At 73.1% G+C, this 26,766-nt stretch carries 15 protein-coding genes, 1 tRNA gene and 10 pseudogenes; 11 read left to right on the top strand and 15 right to left on the bottom strand.

What is annotated here, in order from left to right:
* The first annotated feature begins 171 nt into the window (after nucleotides 1-171).
* Nucleotides 172-1,758, top strand: coding sequence for a DUF6056 family protein (locus tag AW27_RS33575; RefSeq protein WP_052031376.1), 1,587 nt, complete (start codon nucleotides 172-174; stop codon nucleotides 1,756-1,758).
* Between the two features lie 233 nt (nucleotides 1,759-1,991).
* Here AW27_RS33575 and AW27_RS33580 read toward each other — a convergent pair whose 3' ends face one another.
* From AW27_RS33580 to AW27_RS33590, 3 genes are all read right to left on the bottom strand, one after another.
* On the bottom strand, nucleotides 1,992-2,204 hold the full coding sequence (locus tag AW27_RS33580; protein WP_037930439.1) for a hypothetical protein: 213 nt from the start codon (nucleotides 2,202-2,204) through the stop codon (nucleotides 1,992-1,994).
* Nucleotides 2,205-2,442: 238 nt separating this feature from the next.
* A complete protein-coding gene (locus AW27_RS33585; protein WP_037930434.1) occupies nucleotides 2,443-2,925 on the bottom strand; it encodes a lamin tail domain-containing protein in 483 nt (160 codons plus the stop codon).
* A 447-nt stretch (nucleotides 2,926-3,372) separates the two neighbouring features.
* Nucleotides 3,373-4,356 carry an MsnO8 family LLM class oxidoreductase gene (locus AW27_RS33590; RefSeq protein WP_037930513.1) on the bottom strand — a complete coding sequence of 328 codons (984 nt, stop codon included), beginning with the start codon at nucleotides 4,354-4,356 and terminating at the stop codon, nucleotides 3,373-3,375.
* Between the two features lie 312 nt (nucleotides 4,357-4,668).
* Between AW27_RS33590 and AW27_RS33595 the strand changes: the two genes are divergently transcribed.
* The 5 genes from AW27_RS33595 to AW27_RS33615 all read left to right on the top strand — a co-directional run bounded on the left by AW27_RS33595 (nucleotide 4,669) and on the right by AW27_RS33615 (nucleotide 11,229).
* Nucleotides 4,669-5,535 carry a hypothetical protein gene (locus AW27_RS33595; protein ID WP_304949813.1) on the top strand — a complete coding sequence of 289 codons (867 nt, stop codon included), beginning with the start codon at nucleotides 4,669-4,671 and terminating at the stop codon, nucleotides 5,533-5,535.
* 421 nt (nucleotides 5,536-5,956) lie between these two features.
* Nucleotides 5,957-7,054: a hypothetical protein gene (locus AW27_RS33600; RefSeq protein WP_304949812.1), complete on the top strand. Its 1,098-nt coding sequence runs from the start codon at nucleotides 5,957-5,959 to the stop codon at nucleotides 7,052-7,054.
* A 1,266-nt stretch (nucleotides 7,055-8,320) separates the two neighbouring features.
* A complete protein-coding gene (locus tag AW27_RS33605; RefSeq protein ID WP_037930428.1) occupies nucleotides 8,321-8,863 on the top strand; it encodes a hypothetical protein in 543 nt (180 codons plus the stop codon).
* 755 nt (nucleotides 8,864-9,618) lie between these two features.
* Nucleotides 9,619-10,443: a MerR family transcriptional regulator gene (locus AW27_RS33610; protein WP_037930422.1), complete on the top strand. Its 825-nt coding sequence runs from the start codon at nucleotides 9,619-9,621 to the stop codon at nucleotides 10,441-10,443.
* Between the two features lie 354 nt (nucleotides 10,444-10,797).
* Nucleotides 10,798-11,229, top strand: a complete 432-nt coding sequence (locus tag AW27_RS33615; RefSeq protein WP_037930419.1) for a hypothetical protein — start codon at nucleotides 10,798-10,800, stop codon at nucleotides 11,227-11,229.
* 164 nt (nucleotides 11,230-11,393) lie between these two features.
* Here the strand turns inward: AW27_RS33615 and AW27_RS33620 are convergent.
* Both AW27_RS33620 and AW27_RS33625 read right to left on the bottom strand, forming a co-directional pair.
* A tRNA-Trp gene (locus tag AW27_RS33620) sits at nucleotides 11,394-11,468 on the bottom strand.
* A gap of 74 nt (nucleotides 11,469-11,542) precedes the next feature.
* Nucleotides 11,543-12,094 carry a hypothetical protein gene (locus tag AW27_RS33625; RefSeq protein ID WP_304949946.1) on the bottom strand — a complete coding sequence of 184 codons (552 nt, stop codon included), beginning with the start codon at nucleotides 12,092-12,094 and terminating at the stop codon, nucleotides 11,543-11,545.
* Nucleotides 12,095-13,125: 1,031 nt separating this feature from the next.
* On the opposite strand from AW27_RS33625, the pseudogene AW27_RS33630 reads away from it, so the two are divergent.
* Nucleotides 13,126-13,529, top strand: a pseudogene (locus AW27_RS33630) (aggregation-promoting factor C-terminal-like domain-containing protein).
* On the opposite strand, the gene AW27_RS34510 reads toward AW27_RS33630, so the two are convergent.
* The 3 genes and pseudogenes from AW27_RS34510 to AW27_RS33640 all read right to left on the bottom strand — a co-directional run bounded on the left by AW27_RS34510 (nucleotide 13,444) and on the right by AW27_RS33640 (nucleotide 18,197).
* Nucleotides 13,444-14,037 (bottom strand): hypothetical protein, encoded by a 594-nt coding sequence (locus AW27_RS34510; protein ID WP_370466663.1) that lies wholly within the window; start codon nucleotides 14,035-14,037, stop codon nucleotides 13,444-13,446. The pseudogene AW27_RS33630 and the gene AW27_RS34510 sit on opposite strands and share 86 nt — an antisense overlap.
* 691 nt (nucleotides 14,038-14,728) lie before the next feature.
* Nucleotides 14,729-15,407: pseudogene (locus tag AW27_RS33635) on the bottom strand (deoxynucleoside kinase).
* Nucleotides 15,408-17,816: 2,409 nt separating this feature from the next.
* Nucleotides 17,817-18,197: a hypothetical protein gene (locus AW27_RS33640; RefSeq protein WP_304949948.1), complete on the bottom strand. Its 381-nt coding sequence runs from the start codon at nucleotides 18,195-18,197 to the stop codon at nucleotides 17,817-17,819.
* A 1,294-nt stretch (nucleotides 18,198-19,491) separates the two neighbouring features.
* On the opposite strand from AW27_RS33640, the pseudogene AW27_RS34580 reads away from it, so the two are divergent.
* Nucleotides 19,492-19,614 (top strand): annotated as a pseudogene (locus AW27_RS34580) (helix-turn-helix transcriptional regulator); the annotation flags it as partial.
* Between the two features lie 147 nt (nucleotides 19,615-19,761).
* Here AW27_RS34580 and AW27_RS33650 read toward each other — a convergent pair.
* The 3 genes and pseudogenes from AW27_RS33650 to AW27_RS33660 form a co-directional block, all read right to left on the bottom strand.
* A complete protein-coding gene (locus tag AW27_RS33650; RefSeq protein ID WP_157840329.1) occupies nucleotides 19,762-20,670 on the bottom strand; it encodes a ribosome-inactivating family protein in 909 nt (302 codons plus the stop codon).
* Between the two features lie 302 nt (nucleotides 20,671-20,972).
* On the bottom strand, nucleotides 20,973-21,137 hold the full coding sequence (locus AW27_RS33655; RefSeq protein WP_304949967.1) for a hypothetical protein: 165 nt from the start codon (nucleotides 21,135-21,137) through the stop codon (nucleotides 20,973-20,975).
* Nucleotides 21,138-21,178: 41 nt separating this feature from the next.
* A pseudogene (locus AW27_RS33660) lies at nucleotides 21,179-21,760 on the bottom strand (LysR family transcriptional regulator); the annotation flags it as partial.
* A 134-nt stretch (nucleotides 21,761-21,894) separates the two neighbouring features.
* Between AW27_RS33660 and AW27_RS34520 the strand changes: the two are divergent.
* A pseudogene (locus tag AW27_RS34520) lies at nucleotides 21,895-22,206 on the top strand (cupin domain-containing protein); the annotation flags it as partial.
* Nucleotides 22,207-22,400: 194 nt separating this feature from the next.
* Here AW27_RS34520 and AW27_RS33665 read toward each other — a convergent pair.
* Both AW27_RS33665 and AW27_RS34585 read right to left on the bottom strand, forming a co-directional pair.
* Nucleotides 22,401-22,832 (bottom strand): rhomboid-like protein, encoded by a 432-nt coding sequence (locus AW27_RS33665; RefSeq protein WP_304949949.1) that lies wholly within the window; start codon nucleotides 22,830-22,832, stop codon nucleotides 22,401-22,403.
* 167 nt (nucleotides 22,833-22,999) lie between these two features.
* A pseudogene (locus tag AW27_RS34585) lies at nucleotides 23,000-23,182 on the bottom strand (rhomboid-like protein); the annotation flags it as partial.
* A gap of 370 nt (nucleotides 23,183-23,552) precedes the next feature.
* Here AW27_RS34585 and AW27_RS33670 point away from each other — a divergent pair.
* Nucleotides 23,553-24,029: pseudogene (locus AW27_RS33670) on the top strand (C40 family peptidase); the annotation flags it as partial.
* Between the two features lie 494 nt (nucleotides 24,030-24,523).
* On the opposite strand, the pseudogene AW27_RS33675 reads toward AW27_RS33670, so the two are convergent.
* Both AW27_RS33675 and AW27_RS33680 read right to left on the bottom strand, forming a co-directional pair.
* Nucleotides 24,524-24,730, bottom strand: a pseudogene (locus AW27_RS33675) (helix-turn-helix domain-containing protein); the annotation flags it as partial.
* Nucleotides 24,730-25,216: pseudogene (locus tag AW27_RS33680) on the bottom strand (DUF2975 domain-containing protein). The pseudogenes AW27_RS33680 and AW27_RS33675, both read right to left, overlap by 1 nt.
* Before the next feature lie 421 nt (nucleotides 25,217-25,637).
* Here AW27_RS33680 and AW27_RS33685 point away from each other — a divergent pair.
* Nucleotides 25,638-26,766 (top strand): annotated as a pseudogene (locus AW27_RS33685) (molybdopterin-dependent oxidoreductase); the annotation flags it as partial.

Consider the following 26,766-nt stretch of genomic DNA (forward strand, 5'->3'; position numbering starts at 1 on the left):
CCACCACAACCCCGCCGCCCGGGTGAGCAGCCCGCACCCCACCCGCCCCGCCCGGATGCCGCACACGGCAAACCGTGCACATCATGGGTGTTCGCGGGCCGTGTGATCACCACAGCCGGCGGGGCGCACCGGCCGCCCCTCCCGAGGGGCCCCACTGCGAAGGGGAGGCCCATGAGCACCGTGGCGGCCGAGGACGAGGAAGAACACCTGCCCCCCTCCTCCCGCACCGGCCCAAGAACCCACTCCCACCCCCACCCGCTCCGACGCGTCGCCCTGCCCGCCGCCGCGACCCTCCTCGCCGCCGCCGGAGCCCTCGTCGCTGTCGGATGCTTCCTCGGCCTCTACACCCGCCCCGCCTCCGACGACTGGTGCGCCGCCTGGAAAACCCGCGACCTGGGCATCCTCGGTATCACCGCCGACTTCTACACCACCCAGAACGGCCGCATCACCAACGCCTTCCTCAGCGGCCTCCTCTACAGCGGCGGACCGGCCGGCACCAAAATCCTCCCCACCCTCATCACCGTCCTGCTCACCGCCGCCCTGGTCCTCCTCGGCCGCCGCCTCCTGCACGCCCTCGGCCGCACCCCACCCCTGCTGCTCCTGACCGCCTGCGCCCTGACCCTCCAGGCCCTCCTCTACTACGCGGGCACCCGCAGCTACCAGGTCCTGCTGTGGGCACCCGCCACCATCTCCCACACCCTGCCCGGCGTCATCGGCCTGTGGGCCCTCCTGCTGGCCCTGGCCACCATCAACCACCCCCGCCGCGCCGTCCGCACCGCCGGCCTCACCGGCGCCCTCCTCATCGGCTTCGCCCTCGGCACCCTCAGCGAACCCTTCGCCCTCGTCAGCGGCCTGACCGCCACCCTGACCGCCCTGCTGTGCCTGCCCCGCCTACGCCTGACCACCACCTGGCGCCCCGTCACCTGGTGCCTGTTGTGGTGCACCGGCCTCCTGTGCGGCCTCACCGTCCTCTACACCTCCCCCGGCGCCCGCTGGCGTCGCGCCCAACAGCCGGAGAAAGAACCACTGCTCTCCGCGAGCGGACTACGGGCCACCTACGAGGACTGGCTGCGCATGTGGGACACCGTCACCGGCCAGTGGGCCTACCTCGCCGCCGCGGCCGCCGGCCTCCTCCTGGGCCTGGCCGCCGCCACCCTCCGCACCCCCCGACCCCGCCCCTCACCCCCGCCCTCATCCCCGTCCTCATCCCCGCCCCTGATCCCGCCGCCGCCCGGGCGGGCGACACGGGCCGCCCTGCTCCTGCTCCCCCTGCCCGTGGTCATCCTGGGATCGTTCGCCGTCGCGGTCGGCCTGCGCAGCGGATACGGGCCCACCGGCTGGACGTACGCCCGTACCTGGACGAGCTACCTGCTACCCATGGAACTGGCCCTGTGCGGCTACGGAGTCCTGCTCGGCGCCTGGGCCGGCCCCCGCCTGGCCGCCCGCCGCCACCCCACCAGCCCCGGCACCCCGGCAGCCGCCGTCACCGCCGCGCTCTGCCTCACCCTGGCCCCCCTGGCCTCCCTCGTCCCCGCCCTCCAGCAACTCACCACCACCACGGTGGCCCGCTCCATCGCCTGGGACGCCCAGAACGCCCGCATCCGCACCGCCGCGGCACAAGGCGCCACGGACATCGGCTACCGCCCGCTGCCCATCGCCAGCCTCGCCGAACCCTTCTTCACCACCGCCTACAGCCGGGACTGGGTCGCCGCCTGTGTCTCCCGCTGGTACGGCATCGACCGCATCCACCGCCGCTGACCCCCCCCACCACACACACCAGCCCCCGCCCGGCCCGCTCGACGCACACCGGCCGGGCCCGGAGGGCAGACCACCCCCACCGCGGACTCCTCCCGCCGTCCGGCCCACACAGCCCCTCCAAGACACCGCCGGCGCCCCCTGCCCCTGCCGCGCACCACGAGCGGGTCCGGCAGCAGGCCCGCCCGCCCGGGACCGGCCCGCACCTCGCCGCGAGACCCGCCCCGGTGGCCGGGTCAGGCCTCGCGGTCCATCACCCGGCGGGCCGCCTCGGCCTCCGCCGCCGGCGGCGACAACTCGTCGAGGGTGTCGAGCTCGTCGTCCGAACCCAGCTCCTCCTCCCACGCGGCCGCCAGCCGCTCCTGCTCCTCGCGCGGCCTGCCCGCCACGGCCTCCCGCCGCAGCGGCTCCAAAGCCGCCAGGAAACGCCCGACCGCGTCCGCCGTCATGCCGTACTCCTACACATCGTGGGACAGGGGGAGAACGCGCCGCCCGCCGGGCCGCGCCCGGCCCAGCATCGCCAACCGGCCCCCCGCCACCAGCCCGACACGGCACGCCGCCACCCGAATGCACCCGCACCCACCCACCTGCGCACGACTGCGGGGTGCCACGGCCCGCCCGGCCGTGACACCCCGCCCCCGGGCGGCCGGCGGTCACCGTCCCCGTCGGGGCGACCGCCGACCGGGATCAGCCGCGGTGCTGGTGCCCGCGACGGCCCCAGGACTCGGTGTCGACGACACCGCCGCGGTGGTCGCGCAGAGTGGCGGTGTCGCGGTCGTCCCAGATCTGGCGGGTGCGGCCCTGGTAGAGGTCGTGGCGGCTGTCGCGGCCCCGTCCGGTGTGGACCTTGACGGCGGAGCGGCCCTCCAGACGGAAGTCGGGGAAGCGGTAGCGGTTGCCCTGCTGGTCGGTGAGGGTGTAGCCGCGGAGGTTGACGCCGCTCCGGCCGGTGTTCCTGATCTCGACCCATTCACGGTTCAGGGCGCGGTTGGAACGGTCGCCCCGAACCGGGTTGTCGTGGCTGACGTCGCCGATGACGAGGGCGGAGTGACGGCCGTGGTGGTCGCGGCGGTGGTCGTCCGCCGCGGCGGGCACGGCGGCGGCTCCGGCAAGGGTGCCGGCCGCCAGGACAACGGCGAGGACACGGCGGATGGCGGGGGAAGCGGACATGGAGGAAGAACCCCTTCGACGTCGACGAACGGCCCCGACCGGCACCAGCACACACGGACACGAATACGCATACGGGTGCTGCCGGTCTGGCCTGAAACAAATCCCGGCGCTGGCCGAGGAGTCACACTCTGGCCCCCGGCGCCCCCCGGACACCGCCCGCCCGACCCCCGTTTCCCAATCCGGATATGTCCGTAACCCTCCCTTGTATCGGGCAACCGTCAAGCCCCGATTGACGCCCCGAACACGACAGCTCGCCACCCGCCGTGACACGCCTGCGCAGCAGCCCCCCCACCGCCCAAGCCCCGGCACCCGCCACGACCCACACCCCTACGCCGAACGGGTGCACGGCCCTGTAACAGCCACCCCCGCCACTCCTTCGCACACGCCTACGGAAACGGTCCAGGCGTACGAGAAAACACCCCGCCACCCCCGCCCCGCCGACACGCCCTACGGCGCCGTCGCCCCCCAGTACTTCCTGACCAACTCATACGAACCGACCCGGTCACGCAGGTCGTAGACAGGCGTGGTCAGCATCAACTCGTCCGCCCCGGTCTCACCCGCCAGGTGCGCGAGCCGCTCCACCACCACCCCCGGCGCCCCGACCGCCTGCTGCGCACGGAAACCGTCCAGCGCCTGCCGCTCCTGCTCGGTGAACGGATGGACCGCCGCCTGCGCCGGCGTGGGGAACGGCACCTCGCTCAGCCCCTTCAACAGCCCGGCCTTGACGACGTTCATCGGACCCGCCCGCCACACCGCCTCCTCCTGCGTCGGCGCACACACCGTCTCCACACACAGCAGCACCCGGGGCCGCTCGCACCAGCGCGACGGGGTGAACGCCGCCCGGTAACCCTCCACGGCCGTAAGGGTGTTGTCCGGGCGAATGTGATGCGCGATCGCCACCGGCAGACCGAGCGCCGCGGCGAGAGAGGCCCCCGCGACACTGGAAGCCAGCAGCCACGGCTCCGGCAGCGGCCCGAGCGCGACCTCCTCCACCAGGAACGACAAGATCGCGGCCACGTCGTCGCGGTACTCCGCGTCCGACGCCGGCCCCGCCCCACGGCGAAGCGCCCGCGCGACACCCTCGTCGAACGTGCCCGGACCACGCCCGACACCCAGATCGATACGGTCCTCATGCAAGGCGGCCAGCGTCCCAAACTGTTCCGCCAGCATGATCGGCGCGTGGTTGGGGGCCAGCACCCCGCCCGAACCGAGACGGATCACCGAGGTCGAGGCAGCCGCGTGCGCCGTCAGCACGACCGGCGGGAACGCGCCGATCGCGGGGGAGTGGTGATGCTCCGCGTACCACAGACGGCGATAACCCAGCCGCTCCACCTCCTGAGCGAAAGCCGCGGTGTCCCGCAGGGTGTCCACGGCGCGGGTGCCCGTCTGCACCATCGCGACTTCCAACGCTGAAAGAGGTATGTCGAGCATCCCGTCAGCATAGGGATCACCCTCCCCGACAACGCCCCCGATGATCGTTTTCGCGCCACCCCGGACGGCCACACCCGTCGGCCGGATCCCCCAAGCTCTCCAAATAACCCGCATGCGAGAAAACGTCAAGCCCCGAATTATCGGAACATGACCGCCGCCACAGTGAATGGGCTTACTGGTTACGCGGCCCCACCGGAAAGCCAGAAAGTCGGAAAGCCGGAGAGGCCGTGGACGCGATGGAAGCAACCCCACATCGCGGAGGCCGCGAAATGACGGGCCCTTTCAGGGCCCAATTCCGATCAGGAGAAAACCATGAACCGTAAGTTCGAGACGTCCCAGCCCCGCCGCAAGCGCCGAGGTTTCCGCCTCGCGACCGCCGTGGCGGCCGCCGCCATCGCCGGCGGGATCCTCATCCCCTCGACCTCCGCGATGGCGGCCCCCACCACATCGGTGGAAAGCGTCGTCAGCCACAGCAAGCACGACCACAAGAAGCACGACGGCAACCACCACGGCAAGAAGAAGAAGCGCAACAAGGGCGGCAACACCCAGGGCGGTACGCAGGGTGGCGGTAACGGGAACACCCAGGGCGGTACGCAGGGTGGCGGTAACGGGAACACCCAGGGCGGTACGCAGGGTGGCGGTAACGGGAACACCCAGGGCGGTACGCAGGGTGGCGGCAATGGGAACACCCAGGGCGGTACGCAGGGTGGCGGCAATGGGAACACCCAGGGCGGTACGCAGGGTGGCGGTAATGGGAACACCCAGGGCGGTACGCAGGGTGGCGGTAATGGGAACACCCAGGGCGGTACGCAGGGTGGCGGTAATGGGAACACCCAGGGCGGTACGCAGGGTGGCGGTAATGGGAACACCCAGGGCGGTACGCAGGGTGGCGGTAATGGGAACACCCAGGGCGGTACGCAGGGTGGCGGTAATGGGAACACCCAGGGCGGTACGCAGGGTGGCGGTAATGGGAACACCCAGGGCGGTACGCAGGGTGGCGGTAATGGGAACACCCAGGGCGGTACGCAGGGTGGCGGTAATGGGAACACCCAGGGCGGTACGCAGGGTGGCGGTAATGGGAACACCCAGGGCGGTACGCAGGGTGGCGGTAATGGGAACACCCAGGGCGGTACGCAGGGTGGCGGTAATGGGAACACCCAGGGCGGTACGCAGGGCTGACCAAGCCAGCCGAAAGACGCACCACCTCGCAGAGGCTCTCTCTGCGAGGTGGTGCCGTCCCCTTCAGCCGTTGCCCGCCCCGACCCACGTCGGGGCGGGCAACGGCTGAACCCGTACCAGGCCCCGAAACCCAGCCCGACGGGCGAGGAAGCACCGCCGAGCGCGGCCCGGTCCACCCCGCAGCTGCCCCCAGGCACACCATGGGCCACCAGCCCCCACCGCCAGGCGCCACACGACCACCCACCCTCATACGAGATTGTCAAGCCCCGAATCTCCGTCGCTTTCTCCCCGCGCCCGAAAACGGCAATCTGGAGACAGATAAACCGATCGGCCAGTAAACGGAACCGAGGCACCTGGCAAGCCGAATCCCCGGCTCGCAGAAAAACTCGGAATCCGGGTCGACCATTCAAAGGAGATTTAAATGTCGAGGAAGAAGCGCGTCGCCAACATTGCCGGTCTGTCCTGTGTCACCGCGATACTCGCCGGAACGGCGGGAGTGACATTCGCTTCCCAGGCTTCCGCACTTTCGACCGCAGCCCCGGCGGCGGCGGTGTGCAGCCTGAAGAACGGCGAGATCCGCGGCAAGGGCTTCGCCCTCAAGCAGACCTACGACGTCAAGCGCAACGGGAAGACCATCGCCCGCGCCGCCACCGGACCGAAGGGCGACATCCGGGTCGAAATCACCGGCAGCGGTCCGGTCTCCGTAGGCACGGTCCGATGCACCCCGACCGGATCCGCCTCCACGAAGGCCGACATCGCAGTGGCAACAGCACGAGGCACAGCCGCAGCCCAGCAGGCAGCGCGAGGCGGAGCCTCCAAGGCGCAGGCAGCCGCCATCGGTCGAAAGGCAGCGGCTTCGGAAGCGAAGAAGCTCGGGCTGGCGCCCTCCGTGGTGAACCAGGTGACCAACAACGTAACGAACATCGTCAACAACACGATCATCGGCGGTTCGAACAACACCATTGGTGGCACCCAGATCGGTAATGGCAACACCCAGGGTGGTACGCAGGGCGCCGGTAATGGCAACACTCAGGGTGGAACCCAGGGTGGCGGCAATGGCAACACTCAGGGCGGTACGCAGGGTGGTGGCACCGGGAACACTCAGGGTGGAACCCAGGGTGGCGGCACCGGGAACACTCAGGGTGGAACCCAGGGTGGCGGCAATGGCAACACTCAGGGTGGTACGCAGGGTGGTGGCACCGGGAACACTCAGGGTGGTACGCAGGGTGGTGGCACCGGGAACACTCAGGGTGGTACGCAGGGTGGTGGCACCGGGAACACTCAGGGTGGTACGCAGGGTGGTGGCACCGGGAACACTCAGGGTGGTACGCAGGGTGGTGGCACCGGGAACACGCAGGGTGGTACGCAGGGTGGTGGCACCGGGAACACGCAGGGTGGAACCCAGGGTGGTGGCACCGGGAACACTCAGGGTGGAACCCAGGGTGGCGGTAACGGCAACACCCAGGGCGGAACCCAGGGTGGCGGTAACGGCAACACCCAGGGCGGAACCCAGGGCTGACCAGCAGACCAGCGGCCGGTGGTCGAGTGCGACTCCTCGCAGAGGCAACCTCTGCGAGGAGTCGCCGTATGTGCGGCGCGGGCTCAGGCACCGCCCGCGCCGGCGGGTGTCGGCCGGGCGGTGTCGGGTAGGTGCCTGGTGCGGGGTGCGGTCCTGGCCCTCATGGCTGCGACGGGGGCCGTACCTCGCCCGCTTCCCCTCCCGCCCACACCGCCAGTCCGCCTGTCCGGTTCGGGTACTCGACGCGGTGCCGGGTGCTACGCGGAGATCACTGAGGGGACCACAATGCGTGTCTCGTCGGCCCCGGAACCCGTGCTGCGCCTGCCGACCGGTTCCGAGAGCTCGTCCGGTGCGGGCGACGCCCTTGCGGGCAGCGCCGCAGTCGCGAGGCGGCCGGAGGCGAGAGCGCTGCCCCACACGCTGTGGTCGCAATCAGTGCGCCTCGGCGGCGAAGACCGGCAGCCGGCCGATCTCCAGCGCCCCGGGCGGGGGCCGCGGCGTCCCGTAGAGGGGGGCGGGGCCCGGTCGTCGCCGGCACCGGATCGGGGTAGAGCCTGCCGCCCGCAGCGCCGCGCTCCGGTCGGGACGACGGACCTCGCGGCCCGCGCCGGTGTCCGCTCGCGGTGATGGCCGGGGTCGCCTCCAGCGTCTTCGCCGAACCCGCAGACGGCCGTGTTTGCCCGTACACCTCCGCGTACGGGCGCGGGGCGCAGGCCCGGTTCAGGACAGGACCATCGTCCGCACCCGCCGGGGGAATTGTGCGCCGCAGACGGTGCCCAGGAACGGCAGACGAGGCAGTCGGAGCGCTGCCCGCAGGCGGCCACGGAGCCGGCGCCGGCGCCCCGCCGGCCCGTTCCGTGGGCGTGCTGACTTCCCGGGAGTTTTCGCCCGCCCGCTCCGCCGCCCGAATCGCCCGCACCCGCCACGGCCGACAGGCCTCCCGGGCGCGTCCCGGGCGGACCCCGGGCCCACTTGTCCTGTCCCGTCCGGTCCCCGTCCCTTCCCCTCCCCTTCCTGCCCCTGTCCGGCGGACGGCCGGACGGGTACGCGCCATTGACAGGACCTGCGGGACGTGCGAAAAAGGCCGAAGACCCCAGGTCCGAGGCCGCGCGATGTCCGTTTCTCCGCTGCCCGGCGCCGCCACCGCAGACGCCGCCCGGGACGACAGTCCGCGGGGTCCACCCCGCCGCGATCGGCGCCACGTCGGTGCGACCGGCCGCGACCGACCCACCTGAAACACGACGATCGGACCCCGACTTGACCCTCATGCCCGGATCCCGCGTGCCCGGCCGGACCTGGACGGTCCGGCTCACCGGCCACGCCGATCACAGCGCCTCCGTCACCTGCAGCACCGAAGCCTGCCGGATGCCGCCCCGTTCGAAGGACACCGCGGCCCTGAAACGGTTCGCCGCCGAGCACGTCCGGGCCCACGCCCGGTTGGCGACCGTCCGGCCCAACGCCGCGTGCGCCTGCCGGGCCGCGCAGTGCGCCTTCCACGAGGCCCGCACCCAGTGCACCGGCTCCGCCCTCCTGGTCCTGGTCCACAACCCGGCCGTGGGACAGGTCTGGACGCTCGCCGAGATCTGCCAGTCCTGCGCGCCGCTCATCGCGCACACCGCCATCCTCGGCAGTGCCCGACCGCCGGCCCGCCAGGCCCCGCCCGCGGCCGCAGTCCCCACTCCGGCCACCGCACCGGCTGCGTCCCCCCTGCCCGTGGCAGGCGGGTTCTCCTCACCGCAGGCTGCCCCGGAGGCCCCTGCTGTCCGCCGCCGCCCGCGCCGTCCCATGCGCCCGCGCCGCACCGCCTGACCGCCCGACCGCCCGTGGCTGCGCCGGGTGTTCCCCGATGGCGGTCGTCGGCGACAGAGGCCAAGGCGGGGACGGCCCCCGCCGCACGGAGGGCGGCCAGCGCGGCAGGAGCGGCACCGCAAGCCCGCAAGCCCGCAAGTTCGGGAGCCGGACGGCCCGGCGGAAGCCGATCGGCTCGATCACGCCGACCTCGTGGCTCCCGTTGGGCCGTTCGCCCCCTTCCTCCTCGGGCGGAGTGACACGCACCTCCACCTCGAGGGTGATGCGCAGGACGGCAAGCCGGACGACGGGCTGGCCGATGTCCCGCAGCAGACCGCCGCCCCGGCGAGGCGGGTGTCCAGGCCGAGTTCCTCGGCGCGGCCGCGGCGGACGGACGCGCCCATGCCGTCGCGGAACACCGGAGCCGCGGCGCGGACCGGACCCTGACGGAGGAGAAGACGCGGGACAGGACGGGGGAGAAGGAGGGAAAAAGGGGGAGAGGAGGTGAGAGAAGGGGAGAGAAAGGGGGGTGCGGTTCCCCTCCTCGGACTGGAGGCCTCCGGCGGACTGCCCCCGATGGGCCGCGAAGCCCGCCGGAACCCCCTCGCCGGCCGCCTCAACTCGTCCCGGGCCGCCGCCCCGCGCCGCCCGGGGCCTGCTCGCCGTCGCGCACGCCGCCGCCCGCTACTGTCGGCGCACCCCTGCTGGGCGACCCCGGTGACTGCTGAGCCCGCCCGGTTGACCCTGACCCTGGGGGAGAGGGGAGCGTAGCGGCCATGGAGGAAGAAGCACTGCTCAGCATCGGCGCGTTCGCCCGCCGGGCGCGGCTGTCGCACAAGGCCCTGCGGCTGTACGACCGCCACGGCCTGCTGCCGCCCGACCACGTCGACGCCGTCACCGGATACCGGTACTACCGGGAGAGCCGGCTCGCCGCCGCCCGGCTGATCGTGCGGCTGCGCGGGCTGGACATGCCGCTGGCCGACGTCGGCGCGGTCCTGGCCGCCCCCGCCCCGGAGGCGGCCCGGCTGGTGGCCGAGTACTGGGACGGCGTCGAGCGCCGCCACGCGGCACAGCGCGAGCTGGCGGCGCACCTCCGTATCCACCTGCTCGGAGGCGAAGGGAGTACGGACATGTACGAGATCAAGGAGCGTGAGGTGCCGCAGCAGCTGGTCCTCACGGAACAGCGGCACATCACCCCGGAAGAGCTGCCCGACTGGATCCCCGCGGCCCTGGGCCGACTGGCTCAGGTGGCACACGCGCACGGTGGCTTCTTCGGCCACCCGTTCGTCATCTACCACGGGGAGGTCAATGAGGACAGCGACGGCCCCGTCGAGCTCTGCGTGCCGGTGGACCCGGCCCGCGCCGGCCTGCTCCCGGCGGCCTCCCGCACCGAACCGGCCCACACCCAGGCCTACACCCGCCTCACCAAGGCGCAGACGGCCTACCCGCAGATCCTCTCCGCCTACGACGCGGTCTACGCCTGGGCGCAGCGCGAGGCCCGCACCACGGCGGCTGCGCCCCGCGAGGTCTACTTCGCGGACTGGTCCGGGATCGGCCCGGCCGACCCGGCCTGCGACATCGCCGTCCCCCTGGCCGGCTGACCGCCCGGCCGCGGACCCTGGGCCGGGGCCGATCCACCGCGCTCCCGGCCCGCGTCCACCGACTCCTGCGGGAGGAGCCGGGCAGGCAGCGACGCCTCCCGGCCCGACTTCGGCCCCGTGCCACGCCCCGCGCCCACCGGTCCTGCTGTCCCGGCCCCCGTACCAGGGCAGCCGCAGGGGCGCCGCAGATGCCAGGCGCCAGGAGCCGCGCGGCCTGTCACGCGCCTGTGACAGTCGGCGGACAGCTCCATGAAGTCAGACAGCCAGCCTTTTCCATAAGAGAACAAACCAGACATTTCGCACCGAGTTCTCTGGATCCGACCCTCCCCCCACCTCTCATCTGGAGTCGTCCTCATGTTCCGCACCACCTCCCGAAAGCAGCGCTTCGCCCTGTACGCCGTCTCGGCCGCGATCGTCGGAGGGGGCGCACTGGTCCCCACCAGCGCTTTCGCCGCCCCGGCCGCGACCGGCGCGACCTCGGCCGCTGCCCACGCGAAGAGCGGTCACGAGAACAGCGGCAAGAAGGAGGCGTGGGAGAAGGGTCAGAACCACGACAAGCGCGATAAGCACGACAAGCGCGACAAGGGCGAGAAGAACCAGAAGCGTCACGGCAAGAAGGACAAGGTCCGCGACGTGGAGAACATGCCGGGCTGCAAGTTCTACCAGGGCAAGGTCTACTGCGAGCACCAGCCCGACAAGCCCGCCCCGACCCCCAAGCCGGACACCAAGCCGGACCCGGTGGTCGTGGGCAAGGACAACCCCGACAAGGTCCAGACCCCCGCGTAGACCCGCAGGCGCAGGCCCCGCAGGCGCAGGCCCTGCGGGGCGACCGGCAGGGCCGGGAATGTTCGGCGCGAACCGGTCCCCACGTCACCCTTCGGTCGCCGGTCCCTGCCGGCGGCCGAAGGGTGACGTGGGGACGGTCGCGAGGTGGCCGAGGGCGGAGCGGACGGGGCCGACCGGATTCGAACCGGCGTCCTCACGGTTTTGGAGACCGCGCGCGACGACCTCTGCGCTACGCCCCCGCCCGCCCGGCATCCTAGAGGCGTCCTGCGTCCTGCGTCCTGCGTCCTGCACGCCGTGCGTGCACGGTGTGCAGTCAGTCGGCGGGCGGTGTGCGTGGCCAGCCAGTGCCGTGCGATCTCCTCCCGCGTGGCCATCCACGCCCCGCCCCCGCTGCGCGACGTGTTTCAAGAACCCGTCGAGCGCGCGGATTCGCCCGGGCCGCCCGATGATTCGGCAGTGCATGCCGACGCTCATCATCCGCGGCCGGTCCGCGCCCTCGGCGCGGAGCGTCTCGAAGGTGTCGACCAGGTAGGCGAGCATGTCGTCCGCGGTGGTGAAGCCGTGGACGATCAGGAACTTGAAGTCGTTTGCGTCGAGGCTGTACGGCACCACCAGGTGCGGGCGCCGGCCGCCCGCCTCCACATAGAACGGCAGGTCGTCCGAGTAGTCGTCGCTGTCGTAGAGGAAGCCGCCCTCCCCGGCGACCAGGCCGCCGTGTGTTCGCGCTGGTCCGGCCGGTGTACCAGCCCACCGGCCGGCGCCCGACGAGCCGCCCGATCGCCTCGGCCGTGCGTGCGATGTCGTCCCGCTCGACGTTCTCGGGCACGTGCCGGTAGTCGATCCAGCGCCAGCCGTGGCCCGCCACCTCCCAGCCCGCCGCCCCCCATCGCGCGCGCCGCGTCGGGGTTGCGTTCCAGGGCCTGTCCCACGGCGTACACGGTCAGTGGCGCACGGTGCGCCGCCAGTGTGCGGTGGATGCGCCAGAAGCCGGCGCGCGAGCCGTAGGCGAACATCGACTCCACGTTCAGGTCGCGCCCGCCGGTCACGGGCGGCGCGCCTACGACTTCGTGGAGGTACCCCTCCGAGGTGCGGTCGCCCTCCAGGACGTTCTGCTCCCCGCCCTCCTCGTAGTTCAGTACGAGGCTGACGGCGACACGGGCGCCCCCGGGCCACGCCGCGCGCGGCGGCTCGGCCCCGTAGCCGGCGAGATCACGCCGCTGCTGCTCACGCTGCTGATCGGACACGGCCCGCACCCTACCGCCGGCCGCCCCGCCCGCCGCGAACCCGCGCCGCACCTCGCGCACGGCCTCGCCCTCCCGCGGTCCGCCGCGGTCCGCCGCGGTCCGCGGCGTGGTCTTCCGGGCGATCGCGGGCGGCTCGCCCCGGCGACCTCGACCCCCGGCGGGTCCAGACCCGGGCCCTCCGTGGGCGTGCTCCCGACTCCACGTGCCGGACCGCGTTCGGACAGAAGGACAGCCCAAAACTGTTCATTTCCTTTGAATCCAGCGCAATACGGACATTTGCTCGGTTTCTCAAAGGGGTACATCCAGTGACAGACGGTGAGGTCCGGGCGTCCCGGGGGTGACCCGCCCCATAGGACTCACGTCACACACGAACCGCGATAGTAGACCCCGCACCCCTCCCGTAACCCCCCTCATCCGGCTCCCACCTGCGCCCACCCCGCCCCGCCCGGCACCGGTCCGCCGGTCCCTGACTGCGAAGCCCCCTAGTAATGGCGGTCGTTGCCAGGGGGTCGGGGCGTCTGTAGAACTGGATGAGTCGCCGGGCGGCACGGGTCCTCACCCGCCGCCGACGAACCCCTCTCCACCGCGTGAGTGGCTCACGCATGCCCCAGGCATGCCGCGACCGCCCTTGTCCCCTGTGGAAGGTATCTCCGTGTCCCACTCCGTCATCCGCCGCATCGCCGCCTCAAGAAGGCCCTCGCGGGCACCGTCGTCGCCCTCGGTGTCGCCGGTTCCATGCTCGCCGCGGTTCCCGCCCAGGCGGCCCCGACGAGCGCCAAGGCGATCGCCCAGCAGATGATCAAGGACCCGGCGCAGTTCGCGGCCTTCAACAACATCGTTTCCCGCGAGAGCGGCTGGAACCACACCGCCACCAACGCCTCCTCCGGCGCGTACGGCCTGGTCCAGGCCCTGCCGGCCTCGAAGATGGCCTCCGCGGGCGCCGACTGGAAGACCAACCCGGCCACCCAGATCAAGTGGGGCCTGAACTACATGAACGAGCGCTACGGCAGCCCCGTCGGCGCCTGGAACTTCTGGCAGACCCACCACTGGTACTAAGCCGCCAGCGGGCAGCCCACGCACATCGAAGACGCCCGGCCGGGACCGTCCCGGCCGGGCGTCTTGCGTGTGTCCGGCCGGGAGGTCCCAGCCGCGCGGACGGCGCCGTGCGCGGGTCACGGCCGCCGGGCCCTACCGCGCGCGGTGGCCGGTGACCGCCTGCCCGGCCCAGCGCGCGGGTCACGGTGACCCGGACGTCCTTGCCGGCGGTGAAGTCGCCCTCGACGGCCCGGCCGAGGGCTCCCTCCGGCAGCGCGACGTCTTCCCCGGCCTCTCCCGTGGACACGTCCACCAAGCGGAGGCGACCGCCGTCGACACCGGCCAGCACGTACTCGGTGCAGACCACCACCGGCACCTCCACGTCGCGGGAGGAGGGGTGCACGTCCTCGTGCTTCTCACCGGTGAACACGTCGACCCCCGCGAGATGCACCTCGGTCGGACCGTGCTGGCCGGGCTTCGAGATCGAGACGTCGGTGAGCCTGCAGGACAACGCCGTCGACGAGCACATGGCCGTTCCTGCGCAGGGCCCCCGCCCGCATCGGGAACGTGCCGCTCCCACCCGCTTCCGCGGGCGGTTCGAAATCCAGGTCCCACGCCGCTATACTGCCTCCTGCTCACGCCGGTTTGCGCTGGTCGAGCCGCAGTAGACCACCTTCCGCCGCGTGAACCACCGGCCATTGCCCCGACGGGGTGAACGCGGGCACGCAAGCCCGCCGCCTACCGGGGGCCGGTCAGCGCACCCGCCCCCTCCCGGTCGGCACCGGGTACACCGCACGGGCACACCGCACGGGTACGACGACGAGGACCCCCGCCCCCGGTACGGCGCCGCCCCCGGGCGTCGCTCAGAGGGAGACGGCGTGGTCCGACGGCGTCGTCTCGCGCCCGGCGGAGGCGAGCCCGGTCTCTCGGCGCGGCGGCGGAGCCCACCGGCGCGGCCGCGGATGCCTCCCGTGCGGCACGGGGGCCGCCGCTGCGCGGGCGCCGGCTCGGGCGCGGCCACCGCCGCGGGGGCGGCGATCGCGGCGGCGACGGCGAGGACGGCGATGACGCGCAGGGTCCACTTCGGGCATGGTGAGCTCCGGTTCCGGAATCTGATCTGACGGGACGAGTACCTGATCGTCGCCACCCGCCAGGTGTCCGGGCATCGTCCGCAGGTCGCGGCCGTCTCCCCCGCACGGGGGAGACCACCGGCCCGCGGGTCAGAGACCGGCCGCGGCGTTCTGCCGGACCGCGGCCAGGGCGTCCTTGACCTCCCGGACCACGCGGGCGGCGTCGTCGGGGTTGTGCACGACGTCCGTGCGGTTCATGTCGACGACGAGAACCTCGCTGGCCGAGTAGTGCAGGTTCACCCAGTCGTCGTAGCCCGACCACAGGGTGCGTAGTACTCGACGAGGCCCTCGTCCTGTTCGAAGTCACGGCCCCGCAGGCCGATCCGGTGCAGCACCGTCTCGAAGTCCCGCCTTCAGGTAGACCATCAGGTCGGGGCGCCTTGCGGTACGGCAGGCCGTCGATCTCGCGCATCATCTCGCCCAGCAGGCCCTCGTACACCCCGCATCTCCAGGGAGCTGATCCGGCCCAGGTCGTGGTTGACCTTGGCGAAGTACCAGTCCTCGTAAGATGGACCGGTTCCAGGACGTTGTCGCCCTGCTTGTACGCCTCCTTGATCGAGGCGAACCGGGTCTGCAGGAAGTAGAGCTGGAGCAGGAAGGGGTAGCGCCTCGCCTGGATCTCCTCGGGGCTCGCCGTGTAGAAGAGCGGAAGGATCGGATTGTCCTCGACGCTCTCGTAGAAGACGTCGCTGCCCAGTTCCTTGGCGAGGAGTTCGGCCACACTCGTCTTGCCGATCCCGATCATGCCTCCGACGCAGATCACTGCCATACCTCACTTCTCCCCGGCGGTTCTCCTGTGCGTGGGCGTGCGGGCTGGGCATCTCACACCACTGAGACGCACGCCGACGGCACGCGATTCCCCGGGAGCTTCGTGATCAGCGTCAGACGGTCCCGTCCGGACCGCACCGGAACCCCTGACGCGGGCCGCTCTCATCGACCGGCCGGCCCTGGCCCTTCCGCGGTCGCCGCACACAGCGACGAGCCCCGGCCCCGCGGCCAGCTTGAATCTTAGATGACGATTCACCCGCCCCGACCAGCCCTTGTGCCACCGGCCGGCGACACAGCCACCCCCCCGGCACCGGCCACCCCCGCGGGCCCGCCGCTACCCCCGGGGCAGCGACCCCGCCAGTGCCGGCGCGAGGAGACGCCGAGCTTCCGGAAGACCTTGCCGAGGTGGTACTCCACCGTGCTCGCGGCTGAGGAACAAGTCCGTCGCGATCTCCTGATTGGTAGCACCGCGAGCCGCCAACCGCGCGGACCCGGGACTCCCTGCGGGGTCAGCTGCCGCCCCGCCCCCGCGTCCCGCCCGCGCGCCTGCTCGCCCGTGGCCCGCAGCTCCAGAACGGGCCCCGCTCGGCGAAGGCGGCCGCCCCCCATCGAGGCGAACCGCTCGTTGGGCGCGCCGCAGCAGCACCCGGGCGTCGTGCCTGCGGCGCTGCCGACGCAGCCACTCCCCGTGCAGGAGGTCCGTGTGCGCCTTCTCGGTCAGCAGCGGCGTCGGCTCCAGATGCGCGGACGCCTCCCGGAACAGCTTCCTCCGCCGCCGGTCCCGGCGCGACCAGGGCGCGGCTTCGGGCCAGCAGCCCCAGCGCCCACGGGGTGCCGCTGGCCGTGGCCCGCTCGGCAAGCAGCTCCAACGCCCGCGAGGCCACGCCCGGATCGCCGTTGCGGACGGCTGCCTCGACCAGGCCGGGAAGGCCGAGCCCGGCGCAGTGCGGCGGCGGATCGTCGAGAACCGCCTGGGCCGCGGCCTGGGCCTGCGGGTAGCGGCGCCCGCCCAGCCCGAGCACGACCAGTGCCGCACGGGCCAGTTTGCGCCTGGATCCCGCCGGGCGCCTCGGGACACAGCTCCCGCTGCGCCGCGACCGCCGACAGAGTCGCCGCTCGTCCCCGCGCCAGGCGTGCAGCATCACATCGGTGGGGTGGACAACCGCGGATCGGCCCCGGTCGCGTCCGCGATGTCCTTGAACTCCGCGAAGTGCGCCTGCGCACCGACCAGGTTGCCGCGGAAACACCTCCGAGGTCGCGTTGGCGTGTGCGCTGATCTGGAGCATGCGCAGCGCCCCACGTGGCCGCGCGCGGCATCGGCGTACCGCCGCCCGCATTCCCCCAGGGCGTCGATTGTCCCACAACTCGACGGCCGGCGACCATCCCCAGCAGGCTCCAGCGGACCGCTCCGCCCTCTTCCAGCGCCGGGCCGGGTCATCGCCGCTGAGGGCCGCCCGCAGCGACGGCACGCCCGCGCGGTAGCCGACGGCGACCAGCCGGGCCGTGACCGTCCAGGAGCAGGTCGGCGACGCACGCGTCCGCACCGGGCGCCGCGTCCCCGCGGGCCGGCGACACCGAGCGCGGCACGGGCCACCCGCAGGGCACCGCCACCACCATCGGCACCGCCACCACCGGCACCGCCACCACCACCGGCACCGCCACCGGGGCCGGCAGCGACCATCGAGGCGTCGAAGGCCTCCAGCAGCGTGTCACGGCCGGACGCCGGGTCGTGCTCGAAGGAGCACCGGGGCGGCATCCAGGAGGAGCCCGACAGCCCCCTTTCCGCCCAGCATCAGGCGGGCCAGCCCGCCCAGCCGGCCGGCATGGGCGCCCAGCACGGGCACCGCCGGTCCCGGTGCCGGCCAGCCGGGAGAGGAGCTCCTCGGCCCGACGCGGGGCACCGGCCATGAGGGCCGCCGCACAGGCCTCAAGCAGCCACGTGGCCCGCCGGACCGGATCGTCGGTGAGATCCGCGGCCCCGCCTGCAAGAACGCGGCCCGGGCCAGGTAGCCGCCGGTGTTCCCGGCCCGCTCGGCACAGCCGTGCAACGCGGAGGCGACCTGCTCATCGGGGCCGTCCGCGGCGGCCGCCGCATTGCCAGGCGTGCCGTTCGGGTTCGGCGCACGCGTCGGTCACGGCGGCGAGCGCGGCGTGCACGGAACGACGCGCGGCCCGCGACGCGCCCCCGTACACGGGCCGAGCGGATCAGCGGATGACGGAACGAGGACGCACCGGGAGCGGGCCGGCCGTCAACAACTCTCTCACCGCTCGGCCTGGTCGAAGGCCTCGGCAGGTCGTCGTTGCCGGCCCCCGAAAGGTGCCGGACCGCCCGCCGCAGCACGTCCCGATCGCCGGTCGCGTCGGCGGCCAGGCCGCCAACAGCACCGTCCGGGTCAGCACCGGCAGGCCCTCAACCCCGCCGCAGGAACCGGGCCTCCAGGCGCCGCCCGAGAGCCGGCGGCCCGGCGAACCCCCGCCTCCACGACATGAGGCCCCTGGCCAGTTCCCGCAGGGCGGCGGATTGCCCGCCCGCCTCGGCGATGATCCGCTCGGCCCACGACCTGGTCGATCCCGCCGCCGGCGTGGTCCATGAGCAGCGCCAGCGCATCGGCCTGCGGCAGCCGGCCGAGCGGAGTTCGGGACGGCCGTCCAGCGCCGGCGGCCGCCGCGTGTCGTCGCGCAGCGCGAAGAGGGCGACGATGCCGTCGGCGTGGAGCCTGCGTCCCACGAACGCCAGGACGTCGAGCGACTCCCGGTCCAGCCACTGGGCGTCGTCGCACACGAGCAGCAAGCGGCCTTTCGCGGGCGGACTCCGCGAGGAGGGTGAGAACGGCGAGCCCCACCAGGAAACCGGTCGGGCGCGGTCCCCGTCCACCATCGCGAACGCCGTCTCGAGCGCGGCGCGCTGGGGCCGCGGCGACGGTTCCGGCACCGAGGAACGGCAGCAGGAACGCGGTGCACGGCCGCGAAAACCGAGCTCCTGCTCGGCCTCGACGCCCGCGACCCGCGTGACCTGCAGGCCCGAAGCCGACCGACCGCATGGTCCAGCAGGGCCGTCTTGCCGATCCCGGCATCGCCGCGCACGACGAGTACACCGCTCATACCCGAGCGCCCGCCGTTCCAGCAGCCGGGTGCAACCAGAGCGCTCTCCGCCACCCCGGCCTCTCATGATCATGAACTGAACATACCGGCTCCGGGCATCCCCCGACCGGCCGCGCCGGACCGGGGACGGGCGGCGGAGACTGGGAGGTTTTCCAGGATCCGAACCACCGCCTCCCCGGGCACCGCTCCGGCATGCAAGCGCACCCCGCACCGAACCGGCCCGCACCCACCCACACCCCCGCGCCCCCAAGCCCCTCCCGCCCGGGCAGCGGACAGGGCCACGGGGCAAGGGCAGGAGCCGGGCAGCGGACAGGGGCGGCGGAGCCGGGCCTGTTCGCCGCCGAGACCGCCGACCGGCGACTCTGCGGATACCTCCGGATACGCACCCTCGAAGCCACACCCCACCGCACGGACCACGACGGCGCCCACGGCGAAAGCGGCGGGCCGTTCGTCGTCGTGGCCGCTCAAGCCTCGGGCACCGCACTGCTCTCCCGCGGCGGCAGGCGGATACGCCTGGCACCGGGCGACATGGCCCTGCTGCCCTCGGGCGGCGAACCTCGCCGTGGAGTTTCCCGAGCCCTCCCGCACGCACCTGCTCCGGCTGCCGCGCGCCGTGCTCGCCGTCCGCAGGCAGACGTGCTCACGGCCCCGTCCTGGGGAGCACCCGTCCGGCCCGCCCCGGGCACTGGGACACCGCCGTCTCCCGCTCTCCTGGTCCCGCCTTCGCCGGACGCTGGCCCCGGACCTGGGCGCCGAACCGGTGCGGCCCGCATGGCCGGCCACATCGCGGGCATGCTGGCCACCCTCATCACGGAACGTGCCCGCCTGCCGGCACCCGACCGGCAGCCCGGCCCCCCGCCACCGGCCCAAGGCCCCTGTCAACCGCGGAGACCGCGGACCTGATGGCACGCGTCCGCGCCCACATCGGCCTGCACCTGGCGGACCCGGACCTCTCCCCACGCTCGATCGCCGCCGCACACCACATGTCCGTCCGCTACCTGCACCGGCTCTTCGCACAGGACGCCACGACGGTCGGCACCTGGATCCGCGAGCGCCGCCTGGAAGAGGCCGCCCGGGAACTGGCCCGACCGGGACGCGGGAAGACCGTCTCCCGCATCGCGCACCGCTGGGGCTTCGTCAGCCCCAACCACTTCAGCCGGTCTTCCGGCAGCGGTACGGGATGTCACCGCGGGACTGGAGCGCCTCCTTCACCCCCGTCCCGGAGCCGCCGCCGCACAGGGCGGCGGCCGGTGTCAGCCGCCCCGCTTGTGCCCGTTGAGCTGGATGTACCCCAGGTTCGCGATAAGCGCGGCGACCGTCGGGTAGTACCTGCTGTAGCCCTGGGCACCGATGGTGAAACCGTTCCCGGCCGGGTTGCGCAGCCGCGCGTACACCCAGGCGGACAACTGGCCCCAGCTGGTTTCGAGGTCGGCACCGAACGGGCCGATCGGCGTCGACGCGTGGTGGGCGATGTTCTGCCGGATCACGTCGAAGACGTACCCGAAGCGCGCCGCCTCGGCGGTCGCGCCGATGACGTCCACCAGGTACGAACCGACGGTCTGCCGGCCGGCCCCGGTGGTGAGGAGCTGCTGGGTGTTGCGCAGGGTCAGCAGCGCGTTCTGGAGGTTCTGGGGGGTGAGCCGCCGCTCCGCGCGGGCGCCACCGCCGGGCAGGGTGGCGTAACTCCCGTTCCAGGGCAGGCGGTGGGCCCGCACCCCCAGGACCCGCTCGAACGCGTCGGGATAGCCGTCGGGGAACACGTAGTGCCGGTTGCCGGTGCCGTCGGGCTGCCCGGGCTGGTAGATCCCGGCCAGATACAGGGTGTTGGCCCAGTAGTAGAGGGACACCACGTACTGCCCGGCGTGACTCACCCGGATCTGGATCAGCCGGTCGGGCATCGTCGTGGTCTCGTCCAGCACCTGGTAGAAGTCGTGGCCGCTGATCCGGTGCACCTGGTCGATCATGTTCCAGTACCGGTCGTGGTGCCCCTGGCCGCCGTGCTCGAGACCGCTGATGTCCCAGTCGACGACCGTCAGCGGCCGGTCCGGATCGGCATGGGCGGCGGGCGCGGCCGCGCCCAGCACACCGGCCGACAGGGCGAGCGCCACGAGGAGACCGGCGACACGCCGCATCACCCGCCCGCCCGAAACTACGCTGAACACACAGAACTCCTCCTCCTCAGGCCGGACATCCCGCCCGACCGGGCGCCCGGACTCCTTGCGGGGGACAGGACGCGGTCGCACGGTCGCCCGGCACACGGCCGGCCCACGGCGGCCCGGCAACAGGCCACAGGCTGCCAGCGCCGAAGGCAGCGCACGTGCCCGAGAGCGCCCGCACCCCGCCTACCCGCGCACACCCCCCGCGGCCGGCCCGACGGCGCCCTCCACCCGGTGCAGCGCCGCCAGGAGATGGCGCAGGGCCGGATCGGGCGGACCGGGACGGACCGCCAGGGACGTCGTCACGCTCAGGCCGGCCAGCGGGCGCACCACCACCCCGGGACCGACGGCATCCCCTGGACCTCGTAGAAGACGGTCCACGACGCCTCGCGCGCCGTGCCGATCGCCGCGAGCGTGGCCTGCAGACCGGCGAAGGGCGGCCCGGCGGGCGGCACGCCCCCGCCCTGCGGCACGCGTCGACGACCAGATCGTGGAAGTACGGGTTCTCCGCGCGCGGAGCCAGACGCAGCGCGAGCCCCGCCAAACGGTCCAGCCCCACAGCCCGTTCGGCCGCCAGCGGATGGCCCTGGGGCAGGGCCACATGCAGCGGGTCGCTCCACAGCGGCAGCAACTCCAGGCCGGCCGCCGAAGGAACCGCCCGCACCAGGGCGGCGTCGAGCTCCCCGGAACGTACCGCGGCCAGCCGATCGCCGACCGGCATCCTCCGCAGCCGCACCTGAAGCCGGGGAGCGGCAGCGGACAGGAGCGCCAGAACACGCCCCAGCCGGTCCCGGGGGCCGTGGACACCGCCCAGCCGCAGCACACCGTCGGCACCCGCGGTGACATCGGCGGCCACCCGCACCGTGCGCTCGGCAGCCGCCAGAACCGCACGGGCCTCGGGGAGCAACCGCTCGCCCGCCGAGGAGAGCCGCACCCGCCGGGTCGTACGCTCGAACAGGACCACCCCCCAACCGCGTTCGAGCCGGCCGATCTGCTGGCTGACGGCCGACGGGACGATCCCCAGCCGCTGCGCCGCCCGCCCGAAGCCGCCCTCCTCGGCAACAGCCACGAAATACCTCAACTGCCGCAGTTCCACCCGTCCGCCTCCCGCAGCGATTCGTCACGACCGGTGATCTCTGTCTTCTCCAACAGCCGGTGGATCACGACCGCTTCCCGGGATCGAATGGAACCGCATCCACGACACGCCGCAGACCACAGGAGAGACCGCCGATGAACGCCCCCCGACAGCCCCTGATCGTGCACGCCGAGCAGGCCGAGCGGATCGACTTCCCCCACGGCGGGGGGTTCCGCCTCCTCGCGGACGCATCCGACACCGGCGCGGCGGTGGGAGCCAACCGCTTCACCCTCCCCCGCGGCGCCACCGGCGCCCCCGCCCACCACCACGCACGGTCGACCGAGGTGTTCTACGTACTCGACGGAAGCGCCCGCTTCACCCTCGACGACCGCACCACGACCGTGGCCGCCGGCGGACTCGTCTGCATACCGCCCGGCCACGTCCACGCGTTCGGCGCTTCTCCCGCAGCCACGGCGGACCTGCTCGTCCTGCTGACCCCGGCCGTCGACCGCTTCGACTACTTCCGCCCTGGGCCGCATCCGGCACGGCCTGGACACCTTCGCCGCGCTCCTGCCCGAACAGGACCGCTACGACGTGCACTTCGCCCCTGCCGACACACCCCAATAGCCGCCCCGGAGAACCCGCAAAGGGGAGCGGCCGGTCAGGAACGCTGCCCGGATCCGCCCGCCGGCGACGCCGGCCGCGCGAGAGCACCCGGCCGCGGCCCGCCGTCCGCCACGGTGCGGGGCGGTCCCGCGGCACCGGCCCGCGGCCGCCGGAAGGCCGGGACGGCCAGCAGCCCGAAGCCGATCACTGCCGCCGTGAGATGGCCGACGGTGGTGAAGTCCGGCAGCGGCCCGGACCACTCGGCACCGCCGAGCGGCCACGCGAGGACGAAAGCCGCCCAGGGCAGGCGCCCCCGGCGGGGCAGGGCGAGCGTGCCGACCGCCAGCACCGTCTGCGCACCGTAACTGACCCCGTAGTCCAAGGACTGTCGCACCGCCGCCGGATACCAGCCGTACCGCAGCGCGACGGTGATGACGGCAGCGGTGAGCAGGGTCGCCACGACATGCCCGCCGAGGAACACCGCCACCGCACGCCGCTTCCCCCACCGCGATTCCGCCCAGGCAGGAAGCAGCACACCCCCAGCCCCAGGGTGATCAGGGTGCCCACGAAGTCCGTCGAGGCCACATCGGTGAGCGTCCCGTCGAAGAACAGCGCGCTGCCGGCCAGCGCCGCCAGCGGATGGTCGCGCAGGTTGTCCAGGTTGGTGCTGAGGTACCCCAGCACGGCCGCCGCCCGTTCGTCGGACACCCGGCCGATCCAGGCGTGGCCGGCCAGCAGCAGGCAGACATAGGCGAGGGTCAGCGGCGCACGGCGCGGATATCTCCGCACGACGCGGAGCGCTCTGCCCAGGGGCCCCGGCGGTGATTGAGGGTTCATCGGCGGCACTCTCCGGTTCGGTTCGGTTCGGTCAGGCTCGGGCAGGTCGGGTCGGGGCGAAGGCGTGGCCGGCCCGCGAGGGCAACCGCCCCGGCCGACCCCCGGCCACCCCAAGGGATGCGGTGTGCCGCGCCCGGGTTCCAGCCGACCGACCAGACACCGCCCCTCACGGGTGACGGACACTCAAAACCCCAGACCGGAAGGGGTTTCCCGGAAGTTTCCCGTTTCCCGTTCGCAGCGGGCGACCCGCGCCTGCTCGACACACGGGGGAGGCGGGCGACAGTCTCGGAAGCGCCCGGACAGGACACCACGGGCACGACGGCCCGCGGCCGGACGACCGCGCGGCGGAAACGGGGGACCGGACATGGCGATGCGCACGACAGCGGTGGCGGCGGTGGCGGCACTCACCCTCCTGGCCGCGGGGGAAGGCGCCCACAGCGCCACCGCTGCCCCCAGGGCGGCGGCGGGGAGTGCCGGGTGCTCGCCGCCGGCGCCTCCACCACGGCGGAGCAGGCCGTGGCGGCCGCCTGCGAACAGATCGGCGTCTGGTACACCTGGGGCGGCGGCCACGGGCCGCAGCCGGGCCCGACCTACGGCCAGGTCGACCCCAGCGACCCGGACAGCGCCCACGACCCGAGCGGCTCGGCTTCGACTGCTCGGGACTGGTCCGCTACGCCTACGCCCGCGCCGCCGGCGGCGACCCCCTGCCCGGCAACGCCTACCACCAGTTCCACGCACCGCAGGTGCGGCAGCGGTTCACCGCCGCCGAGGGGACCGCCCGCTCCTCCCGGGAGACCTCCTGGCCTGGGGCTCGGGCGGCTCCATCCACCACATCGCGATCTACCTGGGCGCGGGCAGGATGGTCGAGGCCCGGGAATCGGGCACCCGGATCACCGTCGCCGACGTACGGCTCGGCGGCGACTATGCCGGAGCGGTCCGCATCGCGCCGCCGACGCAGGCGCCCGGCACGTCAGCACCTGGGGCACCGACGTGTGGACCCACCAGGAGCCCTCCACCGGCAGCCCGCGCGTGCACAAGTTCCCGGCCCCACCACGGTGCGCGCTTCGACTGCCAGAAACACGCCGAACCCGTGACCGCCGAGGGCTACACCAACGACGCCTGGTCCTACCTGCCCGAATACCGGGCATGGATCACCAACATCTACATCAAGGGCCCCGCTGGCTGGACGGCGTACGCACCTGCCCCTGAACACGCCCTCACATCCCGCGATCGCCCGGGCACCACGCCACCGCCGGTACGGCTCCGCGGCCGTTCAGCCCTGCCGGTGCTGCCCGGGCAGCCCGGACCCGGCGGCTTCGCCCCCCGCGCCGTCCTGCGCGGCGGTGTCCCCGGCCTCCAGCGCAGCAGGTCGCCCGGCTGGCACTCGAGCGCCTCGCAGAGCGCGGCGAGCGTCGCGAAGCGCACCGCCTTGGCGCGGCCGTTCTTCAGCACCGCCAGGTTGGCCGGCGATCCCACCCGGTCGGCGAGTTCGCCCACGGACATCTTCCGCCTGGCCAGCATCACGTCGATGTCGACGGTGATGGGCATCAGATCACCTCGTCCAACTCGGCCGCATCCGTGCCGCCTCGCCGTCGCGCGCGACGGCTGCGCGAGCAGCATCCGCAGTACCAGCACGATGAGCGCGACCCCCAGGATGGCCAAGCCGATCCCGCCCATGATCACAGTAACGCCCGGATCCTCCCGCTGGCCGGGGGCGTTGACCGCCGTGACCGCGAACCACAGCACGGCCACAGCCGTGATCGCGCCGATCACGCCGTCCACGTACCGGAACGCGGCGTGGGAGAACACCGTCCCGCGCCGCACCATCGCCGTCAGCCGCCACACGCAGACCAGGGCCACCTGGGCCGCCACCATCCCCAGGGCCACGATCACGCGCATCGGGGTCAGCGGCAGCGATCCCCCCTCCGTCTCGCCCGTGACCAACGCCCACACCATCCCCGCCTGCACGAACACGGTGCCGGCGAACACCACCCCGAGCACGACGCGCAACGCCCGCACGGTCAGCTTGCCCATGACCCATCCCTCCATCGACCCACAATCGAAATCTATCGAAAATCGATAGGTCGAGCAAGGGGTGGGACCTCGGCGGCCCGACTCCGGACCGACGGGGAGCGGCGGCAACCCTCCGGCGCGGCGCAGGCCCCCGGGTCGGCGCCTCCGGGCCTCTGGGTGAAGCGCCGGACGCCGACCTGCGCGCCGGCGGGTTCGACGCCCGCGCCCGGCCCGCGAAGGGGGGGCGTGACGGGGGCGTGCCGCCGCGGGTGCCGCGGAGCGGCGACCACCGTGCCCACGGGCAGCACTCTGTCCCGCTGCGTGCCGGCGCCGCCTTCGCGGGTCGCGGCCGGGCCCTCGCACCACGGACCGCCGGCACCTTTCCGGCGCGCGGGTCACTCTTTCGGCGTGTCTGGCCAATCCGCCAGGTGGATGCTGCCGAATCCGGTACGTGAACCACTTCCGCAGCACCCTTCCCCGCGCCGCCCTGGGCGCGTCGGCCGGCGTTCTGGCCGCTGCCGGCGCTCGCCGTGGCCGAGCTGGTCGCCGGCTGGGTGCGGCCGGCCGCCGGGCCGGTGACGGTGGTGGGCGGCGCGGTGATCGACCGGACCCCGGCCGCGGTGAAGGACTTCGCGATCCGTACGTTCGGGGAGAACGACAAGACCGTCCTGCAGTCGGGAATCCTGGCGATCCTCGCCGTCATCGCCGTCGGTCTGGGCATCCTGGCCTTGGACCCGGCGGGCCGGTGCCGCCGGCGTGCTGCTGTTCGGGATCGTCGGCTCCGCGGCGGCCCTCAGCCGCCCGGACTCCACCGGAATCGGCGATGCACTGCCCTCGATCGCCGGAGCACTCGCAGGGGCAACCGCCCTGTACGTCCTGGCCTCCAAGGCGGTACCCGTTCCGGCACCGGCGGCGGGGACGGGCACAGCGGCACCGAAGGATGGAGCAGGCGCGGTTTCCTTGCCTCGGCGGCCCTGACCGCTGTGGCGGCCGCATCGGCAGGCGCCCTCGGCCGGTTCCTCTCCGGCCGGCAGGGGCAGGGAGCGGTCGCCTCCCGCGCCGGCCTGGTCCTGCCCCCACCGGCCTCCCGGCTCCGCCCGTACCGGCCGGAGCCCGGTTGAAGGTGCCCGGCATCAGCCCCTTCACCACCCCCAACGCCGACTTCTACCGCGTCGACACCGCTCTGACCGTCCCAGGGTCGACGCCGGCAGCTGGCGGCTGCGCCTCCACGGCAAAGGCGTCACCACACCGCGCACCTACACCCTCGACGAGCTCTGGACCGCCCGCTCGTGGAACGCGACATCACCCTGACCTGCGTCTCCAACGAGGTCGGCGGCCCCTACCTCGGTACCGCCCGCTGGCTCGGCGTCCCCCTGGCCGCGCTGCTCGCCGAGTGCGGGGTGAAACCGCCGTCGAAGGGCGGCCCGGCCGACCAGCTGGTGGCCCGGTCCGTGGACGGGATGACGCTCGGCTCACCGGTCGAGGACGTCATGGACGGCCGCGACGCGATCCTCGCGGTCGGCATGAACGGCGAACCGCTGCCCTTCGACCACGGCTTCCCCGTCCGCATG

The organism is Streptomyces sp. PCS3-D2 (assembly GCF_000612545.2).
Classification (GTDB): Bacteria; Actinomycetota; Actinomycetes; order Streptomycetales; family Streptomycetaceae; genus Streptomyces.

Coding starts and splice junctions, on each gene's coding strand:
- AW27_RS33600 (WP_304949812.1), top strand. CDS start 5,957: ATGTCGAGGAAGAAGCGCGTCGCCAACATTGCCGGTCTGTCCTGTGTC.
- AW27_RS33615 (WP_037930419.1), top strand. CDS start 10,798: ATGTTCCGCACCACCTCCCGAAAGCAGCGCTTCGCCCTGTACGCCGTC.
- AW27_RS33605 (WP_037930428.1), top strand. CDS start 8,321: ATGCCCGGATCCCGCGTGCCCGGCCGGACCTGGACGGTCCGGCTCACC.
- AW27_RS33595 (WP_304949813.1), top strand. CDS start 4,669: ATGAACCGTAAGTTCGAGACGTCCCAGCCCCGCCGCAAGCGCCGAGGT.
- AW27_RS34510 (WP_370466663.1), bottom strand. CDS start 14,037: ATGTGCTCGTCGACGGCGTTGTCCTGCAGGCTCACCGACGTCTCGATC.
- AW27_RS33585 (WP_037930434.1), bottom strand. CDS start 2,925: ATGTCCGCTTCCCCCGCCATCCGCCGTGTCCTCGCCGTTGTCCTGGCG.
- AW27_RS33580 (WP_037930439.1), bottom strand. CDS start 2,204: ATGACGGCGGACGCGGTCGGGCGTTTCCTGGCGGCTTTGGAGCCGCTG.
- AW27_RS33610 (WP_037930422.1), top strand. CDS start 9,619: ATGGAGGAAGAAGCACTGCTCAGCATCGGCGCGTTCGCCCGCCGGGCG.
- AW27_RS33575 (WP_052031376.1), top strand. CDS start 172: ATGAGCACCGTGGCGGCCGAGGACGAGGAAGAACACCTGCCCCCCTCC.
- AW27_RS33590 (WP_037930513.1), bottom strand. CDS start 4,356: ATGCTCGACATACCTCTTTCAGCGTTGGAAGTCGCGATGGTGCAGACG.